Source organism: Campylobacter canadensis (assembly GCF_013177655.1).
Lineage (GTDB): Bacteria > Campylobacterota > Campylobacteria > Campylobacterales > Campylobacteraceae > Campylobacter_E > Campylobacter_E canadensis.
This window is the reverse complement of the sequence record NZ_CP035946.1, coordinates 1470319-1485469: the sequence shown is the minus strand read 5'-3', so window position 1 is coordinate 1485469 and position 15151 is coordinate 1470319. Positions and strand designations below refer to the sequence as shown.

The following is a 15151-nucleotide window of genomic DNA, read 5'->3' as shown; positions in this document are numbered from 1 at the left end:
ATTAGTCCTTGTTTATAGTTATAAAAAATTGAAAATCTCCCATTTTATCTTCATCTTGAATATGTCTTGAAATTAAGATATTTAATGGATTATTCATAGCACTTAATCGTGCAAAGTGTTCTTTATTATTTACTAAGATATTATTTACTCTTAAAATTACATCTCCTATTTTAAAATTAGCATTATTGCTTTTTATTACTTTTAGATTGTTATCTAAAATTATTCCTAAAGAATTATAAACTTGTGCTTTATTTACTTGTTTTACAGTTTTTAAAACTTCTTGTTTATAAATTTTAGGACTTACTAAGATGCTTAAATTAATTTCTTCATTATCTCTTAAAATTTTAAAATAAATAGTACTTTGATTTGGTGCAAAAAGCACTCTTTCATTAAGTTCTCTTAATGAATTTACAGGCTTATCATCAACACTTAAAATTTCATCATTTATACGAAAACTCGTATTAGTTGTAACTGATGAAACAAAATATCTATCTCCTTTTTGTGTAAAACTTGCACCAATATCACCCCAATACACTTCATTATATTTTTTAAAGTGATTTAAGTATCTATTGCCAATGAAATCACCATTATTTAAAGCAATTCCTATAATTTTGCAGCAAGGAGAGCTAAGTAAGCCGATTTTGCTTTTAAAGTCTAATTTGTCTCTTTCACTTAAATCAAGTCCTAAATATTTTAAATGCCCAATATATTCTTTTTTTGCATCTAAAATTCCTAGCCAATCATTTCTGTTTTTTTCATTTTCATCGCCAAATTCAGGTTTAATTAAAGAAAAATCAGTTCTAACTAAGTAAAGGTTTAAAAAAGGGTCGTATTTTACATAAGAATTTAATTTTGTATTTGCTAATTTAACTACTGCTAAAAGGTTTTCATCAAGTACAAAAGCAGGCAAGCCTTCATAAGTTAATTCAGCGGCTTTATTTTTTTCATAACAAGCTAAAAAATCATTAAAGGTTGGTCTTTCAACAGCATAAGCAAGAAAGCTAAAACTTAGTAAAAAAATCAACTTTTTCATTGCCCAGCCTTAAAAAACATATTTGTAGCCATATCTTTTGTACTATTAGAAGCTTGTTTTAACGCATCATTTAATGCTGAAATTAAGAGAATTTGCATTGAAGATTTATCGTTTAAAAGCTCATCATCAATGCTTATATCTAAGATTTGAAATTTCGCATTTACCTTTACTTTGCACATTCCAGCACCGCTACTTGCGCAAAATTCTTTTTTTTCTAATTCATCTTCAAATTCTTTTGCTTTTTGCTGGACATTTTCAAGCATTTCTTGCATTTTAGATAAATCAAAATCTTTAAACATAACCTTTTTCCTTTCTTTTTTCTTCTTCAAGTTTGATTTTTTCTAAGGCATTATACACTTCATTTTCATCACTAAAATCATATTTTATACCTTTTATTTCTTGAGTGCTTTCATCTCCCTTACCTAAAATCATTACAATTTCATCATTTTGCATTCTTAAAGCCTTGTAAATAGCTTCTTTTCTATCTATGCAAACGCTTATGTTTTTTAATTCGTTTTCATCTAAATCACTAAGCATATCAGAAATTATAAAAAGCGGTTCTTCATCTCTTGGATTATCGCTTGTTAAAATTACATTTTTGCTAAAATGACTAGCTATTTTAGCCATAGGGCTTCTTTTGCTTTTATCTCTATTTCCACCTGCGCCTAAAACGCAAATTATATTTTTTGTAGCTAATGCGCTTAATACATTGCTAATTCCATCTGGAGTATGTGCAAAATCAATTATTATTTTTCCACGATTTTCATCATTATGAATAATTTCTTGCATTCTACCTTTTACTCCTAGAAAGTTATTTATATATTGAGCTGCTTTTTTTCCTTCTTTTGTAAGCTCATTAACACAAGCAAAAGCACATAAAATATTATATAAGTTAAATAAACCACAAAGATTAGATGATATTTCAAAAAGCTCATCTTTTTTACTAATTATTGCAGTTATTTTATCTTTTATACTATAAGCTTTAACGCTATAAAGTGCGGGGTTATCAATGCCGTAAGTGATAGAATTTTTTACATTATAAGTAAATTTAAAAGCGTCATTATTTATAATTTTTAAGCAATCATCTTGAAAAAAAGATGCTTTAACCCTTGCGTATTCTTCAAAACTTTTGTGATAATCAAGATGGTCTTGAGTTAAATTTGTATAAATCTTTGCACAAAATTTTGCATCTGCAAAACGCTGTTGTGCAATAGAATGAGAACTTGCTTCCATTACAAAATATTCACAGTGATTTTTACTTGCAATCTGCAAAAAGTATAAAAACTCAAGTAAAAACGGAGTGGTTAATTTTTTTTGTGCTACTTGAACATCATTACAAAATGCACCTCTAGTCCCACTTAAAAATACTTTATAACCTAAATCTAAAAGCATTGAGTAAATTAAAGCGGCTGAAGTGGTTTTACCATTTGTACCAGTTATTGCAATTATTTTTATATTTTCATCTATATTTAACAACTCTCTTGCTTTTTTTTCATCAATAATAATTGCTTCTTTTGCTTTTGCTTCATCAAGATATGCTTTATTATTGTTATCTAATAAAAAATAACAGCCTTTTTCACATTCTTTTGAATTGTCGCTAATAAAATTATTTTCTAATTGTACTTTCATAAAGCGTCAAACTCCTCTTTACCACCTGTAAGATTTACAATGCTAAGCTCGTTGCTAATTTGCTCTTTTAAGGCTTTTTCTAAACTAAATTTTAATGTTATATTTGCTGCACTGCAACCATTGCAAGCTCCAAGTAATTGAATATAAACTACTTGATTTTTAACACCTAAAAAGTTTAAATCACCGCCATCTTTATGTAAAATATGCAAGCAATCATCTAAAACTGCTTTGCAAGGCATATATAATTCTTCATCACTAAATATCATTTTGCTTCCTTTTTGTTATTTTGCAAAATTAAAATAAATGTTTAATTATGTATATTAATAAATCATTTTTATATAAATATCTTTAAAAGAAAATTCACAAGTGTTTTTTTCTTTTTTAAAATCTAAATAAGTATTATCTACTTTTATTTTTTGTACAAAATCTTTTTCATTATAAGTTATATTTTTTTTATAAAAAATACTATTACATTTTAAAATATCTTCTAATAATTCATCGTAAAAATTGTATTTAAAAAAATACAAATTAAAGCTATGTTTTAAATAACATTTATCATTAAAGCAAATATACTTATTGTTAATTTTTATCTTTGCAATTGCCTTAGAGCTTGAATAAACATCTAAAATATAATTTTTTTTATCTTCATTAATAAAGCTTGAGCCTTTAAATTTTATATTTTGAGATTTAAAAATAACTTTAGCTGTGCTGGTTTTTAGGCTTGTGCTTTCTTTTGCACAAGCGCTAAAAAATATAAGTAAAAAAACTAAAAAATACTTCATTGTTCTTTTAAAAATTCTTTAAGATTTTCAACCATCATAGCAATTAATCTATCAACACTTTGAATGCTTGCCCAAGCAATATGCGGAGTTATGATTAAATTTTCTTTATTTTTTATGTTAAATAAAGGGTTGTTTTTATCCATTGGTTCGTATTCTAATACATCTAATCCTGCTTTAATATTTTTATTATCAATTGCCTTAGCTAAATCAGCTTCATTTATAATCATACCCCTACCAAGATTTAAAATAATGCTTTCATCTTTCATTAAGTCAAATTCTTTTTTTGTAATTAGATTTTTTGATTTTTCATTTAAAGGACTATGAATGCTTATAATATCGCTATTTTTTAGTAAATATTCTAAACTAACTTGCTTGTAATCGCTATTGTTATTTTGTCCGCTAAGACTTGTATAAAACACATTAGCACCAAAGCAGCTAGCAATACTAGCAACTTTTTTTCCAATATTTCCAAGTCCAATAATTCCATAATTTTTACCGTTTAAATCGCTAGTTCTTCTTGAAAAATCACAAAATATATCGCTATCGCACCATTTTTTATTTTTAGTAAAATCATTATAATAAGTTATGTGATTTAAAAAAGAAAATAATAAGGCAAAAGTGTGCTGCACAACACTATTTGTACTGTATCCAGCTACATTTTTAACACTTATATTTAATCTTTTTGCTGCTTGTAAATCAATGTTATTTGTACCAGTTGCACTAACTAAAATAAGTTTTAAATTCTTTGCATTTTGCATAATTTCTTCATTAATTATTACCTTATTAACAACTATTACACTAGCATCAGCGATATTTTTTAAAACATCTTCTTTTTTAGTTAAATCATAGCTTATTACTTCACCAAATTCTTTAAAAGCACTAATGTCGCTTTTACCTAAGGTTGCCGCATCTAAAAATACAATTTTCATTTTTAATCCTTTATCATATGAGCTGCAAAAGATGAATAATTATTAATAATTTTTCCACCTTTTCTAAAGCCTAAAGCACAAGCTTCATAAGCAAAAAACACTCCTGCTTGATAGCTTTGACCTTCATATTCTAATGTATCTGCAAATTCTTGGTAAATAAAAGCATTATTTTCGTATTCTCCATCATTTTCTGCTATAATTTCTCCTTTTTCGTTAAAAATCGTAACATTTGCTCCTTCTCTACCAAAGAATGGTTTTTTTACACATTTTATTCCTTCAAGCATTTTTGTATCAGCTTTTAGCAATAAAGGATGATTAGGAAATAATTGCCATAAATATTTTAAAATTCCCTTACTTTGAAAGATTAAAGTATAAGCTGGATTTAAGATTATTGCTTTTTGATTTTTTATCATTTTTGTTAGTAAATATGCTAATTCATCTTCTTCAATTGCAATACTTTCCCAAGGAATTAACATAAAGCAAAATTCGTAATTTTCATCATCTAAAAATACACCTTCTTCGCTAAATTGCACATTTTCAATATAAGAAAATTCGCATTTAAAACCAGCGTCTATTGCAATTTGCATTAATAATCTTGTAGTTAGTTCTTCTTCGCTATCTTTTACGCTAGTAAAAAGTATTTTCCACCCATCATATAATTTATCAAATTCTTCAACACTTTCATCTAATGTTACTAAACGCTTAAAATTATTGCAAATAGCTTCATAGCCTGTATTAAATTGTAAATCAGGATTTATGTTGTTTTTTTTCAGTAATTCGTGTTGTATTATTAAGGTTTCAAATAAACTTGTAGGGGTGTTTGCATTGAATTCTAAAAGTTTTATTGGAATATTATTTACACCACCTGCAAAATCAAATCTTGAATATAAATGCCAATGCACATCGTTTTGCCAAGATAATTTTACAACTTCTTGCAAAGAAACAGGAATTTGTAATTCGTCTAATAAATCATTATCTAAAATATATTGAGCACACTCGCAATACATATCATATAAAGTGTTTGCTGCTTCATAAAAATCGTTCGCTTCTTTAGGTGTAATTTGTACTAGATTATCGCTTAAATAGTTGCTTTTATCGGCATTTGTATGCCAAGTAAGCCCCATATTTTCTAATTCTTCTTTATTAAAAATTTGTATTTTTTTCATTTTCACTCCTTATTTAAAATATTATAACAAGGAATAAAAAACAAAATAATTTATACTTTATATAAAAAAATATATATTATTTTTAAAATAATACTAAATATTAATAGATATTATTATATAATTTTTTATATATTAAAAGGAGAAAAAATGAAAAAAATATTATTAAGTGTTGTTTTTTGTGCTTTTGCTTTAGCACAAGAATTAAGCGTAGCTGCAGCTGCTAATATTTCTTATCCATTAGAAGATATAAAAAACGCCTTTTTAAAACATTATCCTGATGTAAAAATACAAGTAAATACAGGCTCATCAGGTACATTTAATTCACAAATAAAAAATGGCGCAAAATTTGATATTTTTTTATCAGCAAATAGTGATTTTGCAAAAGATTTAGAAGGACTTACTAAAAATAAAGCAAGTATTTATACGCAAGGGCTTTTAATGCTATTTGCACCAAATAAAAAAGCTAGTTTAAACGACTTAAAAAATGCTAAGTGTATAGCTGTTGCTAATCCTAAAAGTGCGCCTTATGGAGCTGCTGCTATAGAAGTATTAAAAAAGCTAAATTTTGATTATACAAAAAGCGTAATTTATGCAAGTTCAATAGCAAATACCTTATCTCAAACACTATCAGCTTGTGAGTATGGTTTTATAGCAGCATCAAGTAAAAAGCAATTATTAAAAATGGGTTATAAAGATGAAAATATGTTAATTGTTGATGAAAAATTATATACTCCTATCCTTCAATCAATGATTGTTATAAGCGATAATAAAAGTGCTAAAGATTTTTATGATTTTATTTTAAGCAAAGAAGCAAAGGCGATTTTTAAAGAATATGGATATAAATAATTTTTACATAAAGCATTCTTTTTCTAATTTTGATGTTGATTTTACATTTTCTATTAAAAATGCACAAATTGTGTGTATTTTTGGTAGAAGTGGTAGCGGTAAAAGTACTGTTTTAAGAGCCTTAGCTGGGCTTAATTCTAAGGCTTTAATTGATAAAGAAAAACTTGCTTTTTTATTTCAAGATAATAGTGTGTTTACTAATTTTAATGTTTGGGAAAATATTGTCTTTTCAACCACAAAAACGCTTAAAGATGAAATTAAATATTATTTGAAAAAATATCTAAGTTTTAAGGAAAAAAAATATTTTTTATATCTTTTAAGATTAGCAAATTTAAGACATTTAAGATATGAAAAGGTAGAGAATTTAAGCGGTGGGCAAAGACAAAGATTAGCCTTGCTTTGTGCATTGGCTAAAAATAGCGAATTTATTTTACTTGATGAGCCTTTTAGCGCTTTAGATGATGATAATAAAGAAATTTTAATGAAATTTATTGTAAAAATTAATAAAGAATTTAAAAATAAAATAATTTTTGTATCTCATTCAAAATACGAGATTTATTCTTTAGCAGATGTGATTTATGAAATAGAAGATGGAAAAAATAAAAAAACTTACACAAAGCAAGAATTTAAAAAAGAAAAAATAGGAAAAATATAATGTATGAAAGTATTTTATTATCTTTAAAATTAGCTTTTTTAAGTACTTTGATTTTGCTATTTTTGTGTATTTATCCTGCTTATTTTTTAGCAAGGAAGGAATTTTTTTTAAAGAAAGTATTTTTAGCTTTTATTTCTTTGCCTTTAGTATTGCCGCCTACTGCTTTAGGATTTTATTTACTTATTTTATTTTCTCCAAACAATGCACTAGGAAGGTTTTTAGCAAGTTTTGACATAAGTTTTGTATTTAATTTTAAGGCTATTTTATTTGCATCTTGTATTTATTCTTTACCTTTTATGTTTAATCCACTATATTCAGCATTTTCTCAATTGCCTAAATCTTTATACGAAAGAGCTTTTTTATTGGGTAAAAGCACTTCTTTAATTATTTTTAGACTTTGTTTGCCTTGTGTAAAAAGGAGTTTAATTAGTGCAATTGTTATGTCTTTTGCCCACACAATGGGCGAATTTGGCGTTATTATGATGATTGGTGGCTCTAAAGTAGGGCAGACTAAGGTTGCTTCAATTGAGATTTTTGAAGCCATTGAAAACCTTGATTATGCAAGGGCAAACGATATTGCTTTAATATTATTATTAATATCATTTTGTATTCTTTTTATAATGCAGTTTATTAAAAAATAAAGAAATAGGATTAAAATTAACCGAAAGGAAATTAGGTTATGAATAAAAATACTATTATTTTAAGCTTGATTATTGCAAGTAGGTTTTTTGGTTTATTTATTGTTTTACCAGTTATATCACTTTATAGCTCTAGCTTAAAAGGAGCGAGTGAATTTAGCACAGGTTTAATAGTTGGTATTTATGCTATTTTTCAAATGATTTTTTCACTACCGTTTGGTACTTTAAGCGATAAAATAGGTAGAAAAAAAACTATGCTGCTTGGTTTAATTATATTTATAATTGGTTCATTTATTTGCTCTTATGCTGATGATATTTATACAATGTTACTTGGTAGAATGATACAAGGTATTGGTGCTATTGGTGGTGTTGCTACTGCTATGATAGCTGATTTAACAAGCGAAAAGGATAGAGCAAAAGCAATGGCTATTATGGGCGGTGCTATTGGTATGAGCTTTGCTGCTGCAATGGTTGTTGGACCTTTAATGGCTAAGTTTTTTGGCTTAAAATCACTTTTTGATTTAAGTGCTATTTTAAGCATACTTTGCATACTTGCTTTATTTATTTTACCTAAAGAAAAACAAATAATCATTGCTGAAAAAATCCCCTTTAAATTAGCCTTTACAAGTAAAAATCTAAATAAATTATATCTTACATGCTATTTGCAAAAAATGCTAAGTTCAAGCACATTTTTTTATATCCCTTTAGCCTTTGTAAATACTTACTCGCAAGATAAAAATAATTTATGGATGCTTTATGTACTTGCAATATTTTTTGGTTTTTTAGCTATGGGAGTTGGTGGAGTTGTTGGCGAATCTAAGGGTAAAAGTAAGACAATTTTGCTTAGCGGAATTGCTTTATTTATACTTTCTTTAGCCTTGTTTTTACTTAATAACTTTATTTTTTATTTACTTGCTGTTGTTGTGTATTTTTGTGCTTTTTGCATTCACGAACCTATTATGCAAAGCTCAATATCTAAAATTTGCAAAGCAAGGCAAAAGGGTTTGTGTTTAGGTTTTGCAAATTCGTGCGGGTATTTTGGCTCTTTTAGCGGAGCGTTATTTGCTGGTATTTTTACACATTTTGACTTTTTAGGTTTTAAATTATTTTTAATACTTGAAATTATATTTTGCATTGTTTGGTTTTATTTATTAAGCTCTATGGATAATCCAAATGACTTTAAAAATCTTAAAATAGATAAAATAAATGACAAGATAAAAAATAATGAATTTGTAATAGATGTTAATTTTAAGAATGATTACTATCTTGTTAAATATAACAGTAAGAAAATATCAAGTGAAGAGTTATTAAGGCTAGTAAAGTGAAAAAAGTTATAGAATTATTTAAATTATTATTTGCAACTAAGGATAAAAGCATTTTAACTTATGCAAGTTCTTTATCTTTTTATACTATTTTAAATATTGTTCCTTTGCTTAGTTTGAGTTTTTTTATTTTTGCAAATTTACCAAATTACAAAGAACAAAGCACACAAATTAGCACTTTTTTAATAAAGTTAATTTTACCTAATGAACAAAATGTAAATATAGCCTATTTGCAAGAATTTTTAGCAAATTCTAATAAGCTTGATGCCTTTGGTATCATTGCTATGGTTTTTGCTTTATTTGTTTTTTTTAATTCTTATGAAAACATTATTTCAAAAATTTCAAATAGTACAAAAAGAAGCTTTTTTGCTTGTCTTAGCATTTATTGGAGTTTAATAACCCTTGCTCCACTTGCATTATTTGCTTCTTTTTTTCTTTCTTATAAAATTCAAAATTATTTAGATATATTAAATATTTCTTTTAATTTTTTATCTTTTTTGCCTTTTTTGATTATATGGTTTATGTTTTTTTTGTGTTTTCATATTTCAATAAATAAACAAATTAAAATTAAAGTAAGTTTAATTGTTAGCTTGGCAACTTCAAGCATTTGGTATATTTTTAAAAATGCCTTTATTATTTATGTTTCATACAATAAAGTTTATACTAGTTTATACGGTGGTTTTGCAGCATTATTATTCTTTTTTATTTGGGTTTATTTTTCTTGGATTATTTATTTAAATGGCATAAAAGTATGTAGTATTTTTAGTCAAAATGTTAAATAAAAGTTTTTATAATGTGTTTTTTTAATAACTTTTAAGGAAGAAAATGATTGAAAAATACTTTGAAAAATTACTAATTAAAAGTAGGCTTATTACTATTTTACCAGTAATATTTGGTTTAATTGGAGCCTTTGTTTTGTTTTTTATTGCATCTTTTGATGTTTATTCTGTAATTAAAGATGTTATTGTTTATTACACAAAACATCCTGCTGATATGGATATACATGAAGTTGCTGTAAGTAAGATTGTTGGAGCTGTGGATTTGTATTTAATGGCTTTAGTTTTTTATATTTTTTCTTTTGGGATTTACGAATTATTTATTAGCGAGGTTGAAGAATTTAAACAATACAAGCAAAGCAGAGTACTAGAAGTTCATAGTTTAGATGAGTTAAAAGATAAGCTTGGCAAAGTAATTATTATGGTTTTAATAGTTAATTTTTTTCAACACGCTTTAAATTTGAAATTTGCATCAACAATGGATATGCTATATTTAGCTTTAAGTATTTTAGTAGTATGCGTTGGTTTATGGGCATTACACAAAAGCGACCATAAAAAAGAAGAAAAGCATAAATAATTAAAAAGGAGAGAAAATGCGTTTTATTAAAGCTTGTTTTAATGAAGAACAAATTATGCCAATATGGCTTATGCGTCAAGCAGGAAGATATTTACCTGAATATATGCAAGTACGCAATTTAGCAGGAGATTTTTTATCATTATGTAAAGATTATAAAAAGGCTAGTGAGGTTACAATTCAACCTATAACTCGTTTTGACTTTGATGCTGCTATTATATTTTCTGATATCTTAGTTGTACCTAATGAAATGGGACTTTCTTTGGAATTTCAAGCTGGTGAAGGACCTGTATTTAATGATGTAATTACTGATATTAATGATGTAAATAAGCTTGATTTAAACGCTGCAAATAAATTAACTTATGTTTATGATGCAATAAAACTTACAAGAGATACCCTAGCAAAAGATAAAGCATTAATAGGTTTTTGTGGCGCACCTTGGACCTTAGCAACTTATATGATAGAAGCAAAAGGAAGTAAAACTTATACAAAAAGTAAAAAAATGCTTTATCAAAACCCAGAATTAATGCACTCCTTACTTGAGAGAATAAGTATTGTTTTATGTGAATATTTACAAAAGCAAATTGACGCTGGTGCTAATGCGATTCAGATTTTTGATAGCTGGGCAAGTGCGCTTGAGCCTAGTGCTTATTTAGAATTTTCTTGGGCTTACATTGAAAAAATAGCAAAAAGCCTAAAGCAAAAAAATCCATCAATACCAATAATAGCCTTTCCAAAAGGAGTTGGAGGCTTTATTGAATGCTTAAATACTGCTTATATTGATGTTTTAGGAATTGACTGGAGTACACCATTACAACTTGCATTTAAAAAAGACTGTGTTTTACAAGGCAATTTAGAGCCTTGCAGACTTTATAGCAAACAAGCAATTAAAGATGGAGTTTTAGCTATTAAAAATGCTTTAAAAGAACAAAATAAAGCACATATTTTTAATTTAGGTCATGGAATTTTACCTGATATCCCTATTGAAAATGTGCATTATTTAATAGAGCAAGTAAGAAATGCTTAGTTTAATTTCTTTAGGTGGCACCATTTCAATGACAAGTGATAAAAATGGTGCTTTGCCAAGCCTAAATGCTCAAGATTTAGCAAAAGAATTCAAAGATATAAGAGCAATTACTTTTAGCAATATAGCAAGTCCTAATATAACTTTTTCTATGCTTTTAGAGCTTTTAGAACTTGCTAAAGAAGAAGTAAATAAAGGTTCAAAGGCAATTATTATAACTCAAGGTACTGATACCCTTGAAGAGAGTGCATTTTTTATACAATCACTTTGGAAAAGTAAAATTCCTATTGTTTTTTGTGCTGCAATGAAGCATTCAAGCCAACTTGGAAGTGATTGTTTAGCAAATATAAATGATGCAATTATAACTGCAAAAAGCGCTATAAATAAAGATTTAGGTGTGCTTTGTGTTTTAAATTCTTGCATACATTCAGCAAATTTTATACACAAAAGTAATACTTTTAGCCTTGATACCTTTACCTCTTTTGATTTTGGTTTAGTTGGGAAGGTTATTGAGGGTAAGGCTTATTTTTATAAGGATAATATTAAAAGATATTTATTTAATAGCCCTAAAAAAATTAGCAAAAAAGTAGGGCTTTTAAAGCTATGCCTTGATTGTGATGATGATATTTTAGAATATTATTTAAATAATTATGATGCTTTAGTTTTTAGCGGTTATGGAGCAGGGCATCTTATGCAAAGACATATGAAATATATAAAAAATATTAAAAAACCTTTAATAATGGCAAGTCGCTGCGAGAGTGGAAAGACAGGCTTTAATACTTACGCTTATTTGGGTGCTGAGATATCTTTAAGAGAAAATGGGGTTATTATGAGTGCTTTTATAAGTGATGTTAAAGCAAGAATTCTAACTCTTTTAGCACTAGAAAATAACATAGATTTAAAAGAGTTATTTACTAAAGATAATATTATTTTTTAAGCATAAAGCTTAAAAAATAATAGAATGCGCAAAACTAACCCAAGGAATGCAAATAATTAAAAATATAATTAAATAAATCATTCCAAAAATAAAGCCAAGCTTCCAAAAGTCTTTACTACTAATGTAAGCACTTCCAAACCAAACAGGACTAGGTCCAGTTCCATAAGGGCTAATAATTCCCATAATTCCTAAAGAAAGTAACATAAGTAAAACAATCTCATCAAGATTAATAGCGCTAATATTTGCACTAAGTGCAATAAATAAAGCCAATAAAGCACTAACGTGAGCAGTTGTACTAGCAAAGAAATAATGTAACAAATAAAATAAAATTATAATACCAGCAAAGGCAATATTGCTATTAAAATGAGATAAAACATCAGCACAAATAGAACTAATATAAGATAAAAATCCAACATTGCTCAAGCCACCAGCAAGAGTTATCAGTGAGCCAAACCAAGCAAGTATATTCCAAGCTGCTTTATTTGATAGTAAATCGTTCCAAGTTATGATATTAAAAATAACCAAAGCAATCATTACACTTAAAGCTACAGCACAAGCATCAACGCTAGAAAAAATCCAAAACAATAAAGCAAATAATGCTAAAAAGAGCATTAAGTATTCTTTTTTACTCATTTTTCCCATTTTATCAAGTTCTAAACTTGCCCATTTTGATGCTTCTTTTGAGCCTTTTATTTGTGGTGGATAAATAACATAAGTTAAATACGGAGTTAGCAAAAACAAGATTATTCCACAAGGAGCAAATGCTATAAACCAACCAAGCCAAGTAACTCCGCTAAAACCACTTTTTACAGCACTTTCCATAGCTAATAAATTTGGTGCAAGTGCAGTAAAAAACATTGAACTTGTTACACAAGTGCTTGCTAGTGCAACCCAAACTAAATAAGAGCCAATCTTTCTTGCTCCATCATTAGGATAAGAACCCATCATAGGTGGAATACTTGAAACAATAGGATAAATTATCCCCGCGCTTCTTGCTGAATTTGATGGAATAAATGGCGATAAAATTAAATCAGCAATAGCTACAGCATAGCCAAGCCCTAGAGTGATTTTGCCAAGATATTTTACTAATAGCAATGCTATTCTTCTTCCAAGATTACTTTTTTCGTATCCAAGCCCTAGCATAAAAGCTGCAAAAATAAGCCACACAGTAGAATTTGAAAAACCAGCAAGACCCCAATTTACCGCTTCTTTTGAACTAATAATATGATTTACATCGCCTGAACCCTTAGGGCCAATTTTTAACCAAATTAAAATTCCAACTCCAATCAAGCCAACTAAAGCACCAGGAATTGGCTCTAAAATTAAGCCAATAACAACCATCATAAAAACAGCAAAATATATCCACGCATTAATGCTTAAACCTTGCGGTGCAGGTATTATTAATATGATTAATGCAACTAAAATAGGTAAAATAAATTTATAGTATTTTTTAAGCATTTTTCCCTCACTTTCTTAAAAAGAAAAATAATATATTTTTTTTAAGATTAAATTAATAATTATTAAAATTTTAATATCTTTTAATCCCATTTAATAATATTTATTTTTATTTTTAAGCAGTTATTAAGAATTGGGGGGGTATTATTCAAATTATTTTATTTTAGGAGATATTATGAAAAAATTAGCTTTTTCGTTAATTTGTGTAAATGCTTTTGCGAGTTCTTTTGTTGGTTTGGATATTTATGGAAGTAGGGTGGCTGATGATACACTTAATTTAGATGATAGCTTTGCTAGTAGAGCTGATTTGTATGTAAATAAATTTTATACAAACGAAGAAAGTCATTTTGTGTATGATGTTAGATTTATTCATACTGAATTTGATAGTGATTTTGATATGTATGTTAAATTACAAAAAATTAATGGAAGAATTAAAACTAATTTTAATTCTTTTTCAGCTCTTGGTGGTTATGGAATGCTGCTTGGCAATGATGTATCTTTATCATTTTTAGCTGGTTTTGGTTATGCTAGTATAAATTCTAAAGCTAAATACTATAATACCATTATAGATAAAAGTAACGACAGCAATAATTCAATGCTTTTAAAGACAGGTCTTGCTGCTAGAAAACAGTTTGAGAATAATTTTACAATGAGTGGCGGTGTGTATTTAAAATATTATTTTAATAACATCATAGATGAAAAGTTGATTTCAGAATTTGATATTTCTTTAGGTTATACTTTTGCAAATAATATTTATACAGGGTTAAAAATTGCTTATATTAATGATATTGTAAAAGGCGGTAGTGCAGGACTTGCCTTAAGCTATAAATTTTAAAATTTACCCAAGCTTTTAAAAGTTTTGGGTAAAAATATTTTTATTTTATGCAAATAGGTGTAATTTTATTTTTAATTTTTAAGATAATTTATTTTAAATTGTATATTTTAAACATAAATAATATTTTAGAATTTGCAAAATAATCTAAGTGTAGTACTTAGATTATTTTAGTTGTTTAAGTTTAGATTATTTACTTCACGCCAAGCTTCTAAAAGTCCGCTTGCAACCTTCATAACTTCATCTAGTTTTGCAGTATCTGCGTCTATCATACATTTACTTAATGTTGATATTTGATGAGAATACAAGCCTTGTAAATAATAGCTTACATCTCCTTGAGAAAAGTCAATATAATTTAATAATTCCACAAAGATAACACTAGCTTTGTGGATATTTATACATTTTTGTTCCACATCATCTTTTTCAATAGCTTTTTTTGCACGAGAACAAAATCTTAATATGCCCTCATATAACATTTCTATCATTTTTTCATTGTTTTCTATTGCTAGATGATTTGCTGAATAAGTTGAATATGCGTTACTTGTCATTTTAA

General features: G+C 27.0%; 18 protein-coding genes. 9 read left to right on the top strand and 9 right to left on the bottom strand.

Features of this window, described 5'->3' with window-relative positions:
• Position 1: 1 nt before the first annotated feature.
• The 7 genes from CCANL266_RS07130 to CCANL266_RS07100 are packed head-to-tail and all read right to left on the bottom strand — an operon-like array spanning position 2 to position 5545.
• Positions 2-1033 carry a DUF7488 domain-containing protein gene (locus CCANL266_RS07130; protein WP_172233385.1) on the bottom strand — a complete coding sequence of 344 codons (1032 nt, stop codon included), beginning with the start codon at positions 1031-1033 and terminating at the stop codon, positions 2-4.
• Complete coding sequence (locus CCANL266_RS07125; protein WP_172233383.1) at positions 1030-1332, bottom strand: YbaB/EbfC family nucleoid-associated protein; 303 nt, start codon at positions 1330-1332, stop codon at positions 1030-1032. Before CCANL266_RS07125 ends, CCANL266_RS07130 begins: the two co-directional genes overlap by 4 nt.
• Positions 1325-2662 (bottom strand): UDP-N-acetylmuramoyl-L-alanyl-D-glutamate--2,6-diaminopimelate ligase, encoded by a 1338-nt coding sequence (locus tag CCANL266_RS07120; protein WP_172233381.1) that lies wholly within the window; start codon positions 2660-2662, stop codon positions 1325-1327. The genes CCANL266_RS07125 and CCANL266_RS07120 overlap by 8 nt, the downstream gene beginning before the upstream one ends.
• Positions 2659-2928, bottom strand: coding sequence for a NifU family protein (locus tag CCANL266_RS07115; protein ID WP_172233379.1), 270 nt, complete (start codon positions 2926-2928; stop codon positions 2659-2661). The genes CCANL266_RS07120 and CCANL266_RS07115 overlap by 4 nt, the downstream gene beginning before the upstream one ends.
• A 54-nt stretch (positions 2929-2982) precedes the next feature.
• Positions 2983-3444, bottom strand: a complete 462-nt coding sequence (locus CCANL266_RS07110) for a hypothetical protein (RefSeq protein ID WP_172233376.1) — start codon at positions 3442-3444, stop codon at positions 2983-2985.
• Positions 3441-4373, bottom strand: a complete 933-nt coding sequence (locus CCANL266_RS07105; protein WP_172233373.1) for a D-2-hydroxyacid dehydrogenase — start codon at positions 4371-4373, stop codon at positions 3441-3443. The genes CCANL266_RS07110 and CCANL266_RS07105 overlap by 4 nt, the downstream gene beginning before the upstream one ends.
• 2 nt (positions 4374-4375) lie before the next feature.
• Positions 4376-5545: a glutathionylspermidine synthase family protein gene (locus CCANL266_RS07100; RefSeq protein ID WP_224316012.1), complete on the bottom strand. Its 1170-nt coding sequence runs from the start codon at positions 5543-5545 to the stop codon at positions 4376-4378.
• 141 nt (positions 5546-5686) lie between these two features.
• On the opposite strand from CCANL266_RS07100, the gene modA reads away from it, so the two are divergent.
• Genes modA through CCANL266_RS07060 form a run of 8 tightly spaced genes read left to right on the top strand, consistent with a single transcriptional unit; the run spans position 5687 to position 12311 of the window.
• Positions 5687-6385: a molybdate ABC transporter substrate-binding protein gene (modA, locus tag CCANL266_RS07095; protein WP_172233367.1), complete on the top strand. Its 699-nt coding sequence runs from the start codon at positions 5687-5689 to the stop codon at positions 6383-6385.
• Positions 6372-7040, top strand: a complete 669-nt coding sequence (locus CCANL266_RS07090) for an ATP-binding cassette domain-containing protein (protein ID WP_172233364.1) — start codon at positions 6372-6374, stop codon at positions 7038-7040. The genes modA and CCANL266_RS07090 overlap by 14 nt, the downstream gene beginning before the upstream one ends.
• On the top strand, positions 7040-7681 hold the full coding sequence (gene modB, locus CCANL266_RS07085) for a molybdate ABC transporter permease subunit (RefSeq protein ID WP_172233361.1): 642 nt from the start codon (positions 7040-7042) through the stop codon (positions 7679-7681). Before CCANL266_RS07090 ends, modB begins: the two co-directional genes overlap by 1 nt.
• A gap of 38 nt (positions 7682-7719) precedes the next feature.
• Entirely contained in the window at positions 7720-9003 is a 1284-nt protein-coding gene (locus tag CCANL266_RS07080; protein WP_172233358.1) for an MFS transporter, read from the top strand.
• Entirely contained in the window at positions 9000-9782 is a 783-nt protein-coding gene (locus tag CCANL266_RS07075; RefSeq protein WP_172233355.1) for a YihY family inner membrane protein, read from the top strand. The genes CCANL266_RS07080 and CCANL266_RS07075 overlap by 4 nt, the downstream gene beginning before the upstream one ends.
• A 43-nt stretch (positions 9783-9825) precedes the next feature.
• Positions 9826-10353: a YqhA family protein gene (locus tag CCANL266_RS07070; RefSeq protein WP_172233352.1), complete on the top strand. Its 528-nt coding sequence runs from the start codon at positions 9826-9828 to the stop codon at positions 10351-10353.
• Between the two features lie 16 nt (positions 10354-10369).
• Positions 10370-11377, top strand: coding sequence for a uroporphyrinogen decarboxylase (hemE, locus tag CCANL266_RS07065; protein WP_172233349.1), 1008 nt, complete (start codon positions 10370-10372; stop codon positions 11375-11377).
• Entirely contained in the window at positions 11370-12311 is a 942-nt protein-coding gene (locus CCANL266_RS07060; protein WP_172233346.1) for an asparaginase, read from the top strand. Before hemE ends, CCANL266_RS07060 begins: the two co-directional genes overlap by 8 nt.
• A 9-nt stretch (positions 12312-12320) precedes the next feature.
• Here the strand turns inward: CCANL266_RS07060 and CCANL266_RS07055 are convergent, their stop codons facing one another.
• The gene (locus CCANL266_RS07055; RefSeq protein ID WP_172233343.1) at positions 12321-13769 is read right to left on the bottom strand and encodes a DASS family sodium-coupled anion symporter; all 1449 of its coding nucleotides are present in this window, start codon (positions 13767-13769) and stop codon (positions 12321-12323) included.
• 172 nt (positions 13770-13941) lie between these two features.
• On the opposite strand from CCANL266_RS07055, the gene CCANL266_RS07050 reads away from it, so the two are divergent.
• Complete coding sequence (locus CCANL266_RS07050) at positions 13942-14601, top strand: hypothetical protein (RefSeq protein ID WP_172233340.1); 660 nt, start codon at positions 13942-13944, stop codon at positions 14599-14601.
• A 167-nt stretch (positions 14602-14768) separates the two neighbouring features.
• Here the strand turns inward: CCANL266_RS07050 and fliS are convergent, their stop codons facing one another.
• Positions 14769-15146, bottom strand: coding sequence for a flagellar export chaperone FliS (gene fliS / locus CCANL266_RS07045; RefSeq protein ID WP_172233337.1), 378 nt, complete (start codon positions 15144-15146; stop codon positions 14769-14771).
• Between the last annotated feature and the right edge of the window lie 5 nt (positions 15147-15151).

Coding starts and splice junctions, on each gene's coding strand:
- CCANL266_RS07130 (WP_172233385.1), bottom strand. CDS start 1,033: ATGAAAAAGTTGATTTTTTTACTAAGTTTTAGCTTTCTTGCTTATGCT.
- CCANL266_RS07125 (WP_172233383.1), bottom strand. CDS start 1,332: ATGTTTAAAGATTTTGATTTATCTAAAATGCAAGAAATGCTTGAAAAT.
- CCANL266_RS07120 (WP_172233381.1), bottom strand. CDS start 2,662: ATGAAAGTACAATTAGAAAATAATTTTATTAGCGACAATTCAAAAGAA.
- CCANL266_RS07115 (WP_172233379.1), bottom strand. CDS start 2,928: ATGATATTTAGTGATGAAGAATTATATATGCCTTGCAAAGCAGTTTTA.
- CCANL266_RS07110 (WP_172233376.1), bottom strand. CDS start 3,444: ATGAAGTATTTTTTAGTTTTTTTACTTATATTTTTTAGCGCTTGTGCA.
- CCANL266_RS07105 (WP_172233373.1), bottom strand. CDS start 4,373: ATGAAAATTGTATTTTTAGATGCGGCAACCTTAGGTAAAAGCGACATT.
- modA (WP_172233367.1), top strand. CDS start 5,687: ATGAAAAAAATATTATTAAGTGTTGTTTTTTGTGCTTTTGCTTTAGCA.
- CCANL266_RS07090 (WP_172233364.1), top strand. CDS start 6,372: ATGGATATAAATAATTTTTACATAAAGCATTCTTTTTCTAATTTTGAT.
- modB (WP_172233361.1), top strand. CDS start 7,040: ATGTATGAAAGTATTTTATTATCTTTAAAATTAGCTTTTTTAAGTACT.
- CCANL266_RS07080 (WP_172233358.1), top strand. CDS start 7,720: ATGAATAAAAATACTATTATTTTAAGCTTGATTATTGCAAGTAGGTTT.
- CCANL266_RS07070 (WP_172233352.1), top strand. CDS start 9,826: ATGATTGAAAAATACTTTGAAAAATTACTAATTAAAAGTAGGCTTATT.
- hemE (WP_172233349.1), top strand. CDS start 10,370: ATGCGTTTTATTAAAGCTTGTTTTAATGAAGAACAAATTATGCCAATA.
- CCANL266_RS07060 (WP_172233346.1), top strand. CDS start 11,370: ATGCTTAGTTTAATTTCTTTAGGTGGCACCATTTCAATGACAAGTGAT.
- CCANL266_RS07055 (WP_172233343.1), bottom strand. CDS start 13,769: ATGCTTAAAAAATACTATAAATTTATTTTACCTATTTTAGTTGCATTA.
- CCANL266_RS07050 (WP_172233340.1), top strand. CDS start 13,942: ATGAAAAAATTAGCTTTTTCGTTAATTTGTGTAAATGCTTTTGCGAGT.
- fliS (WP_172233337.1), bottom strand. CDS start 15,146: ATGACAAGTAACGCATATTCAACTTATTCAGCAAATCATCTAGCAATA.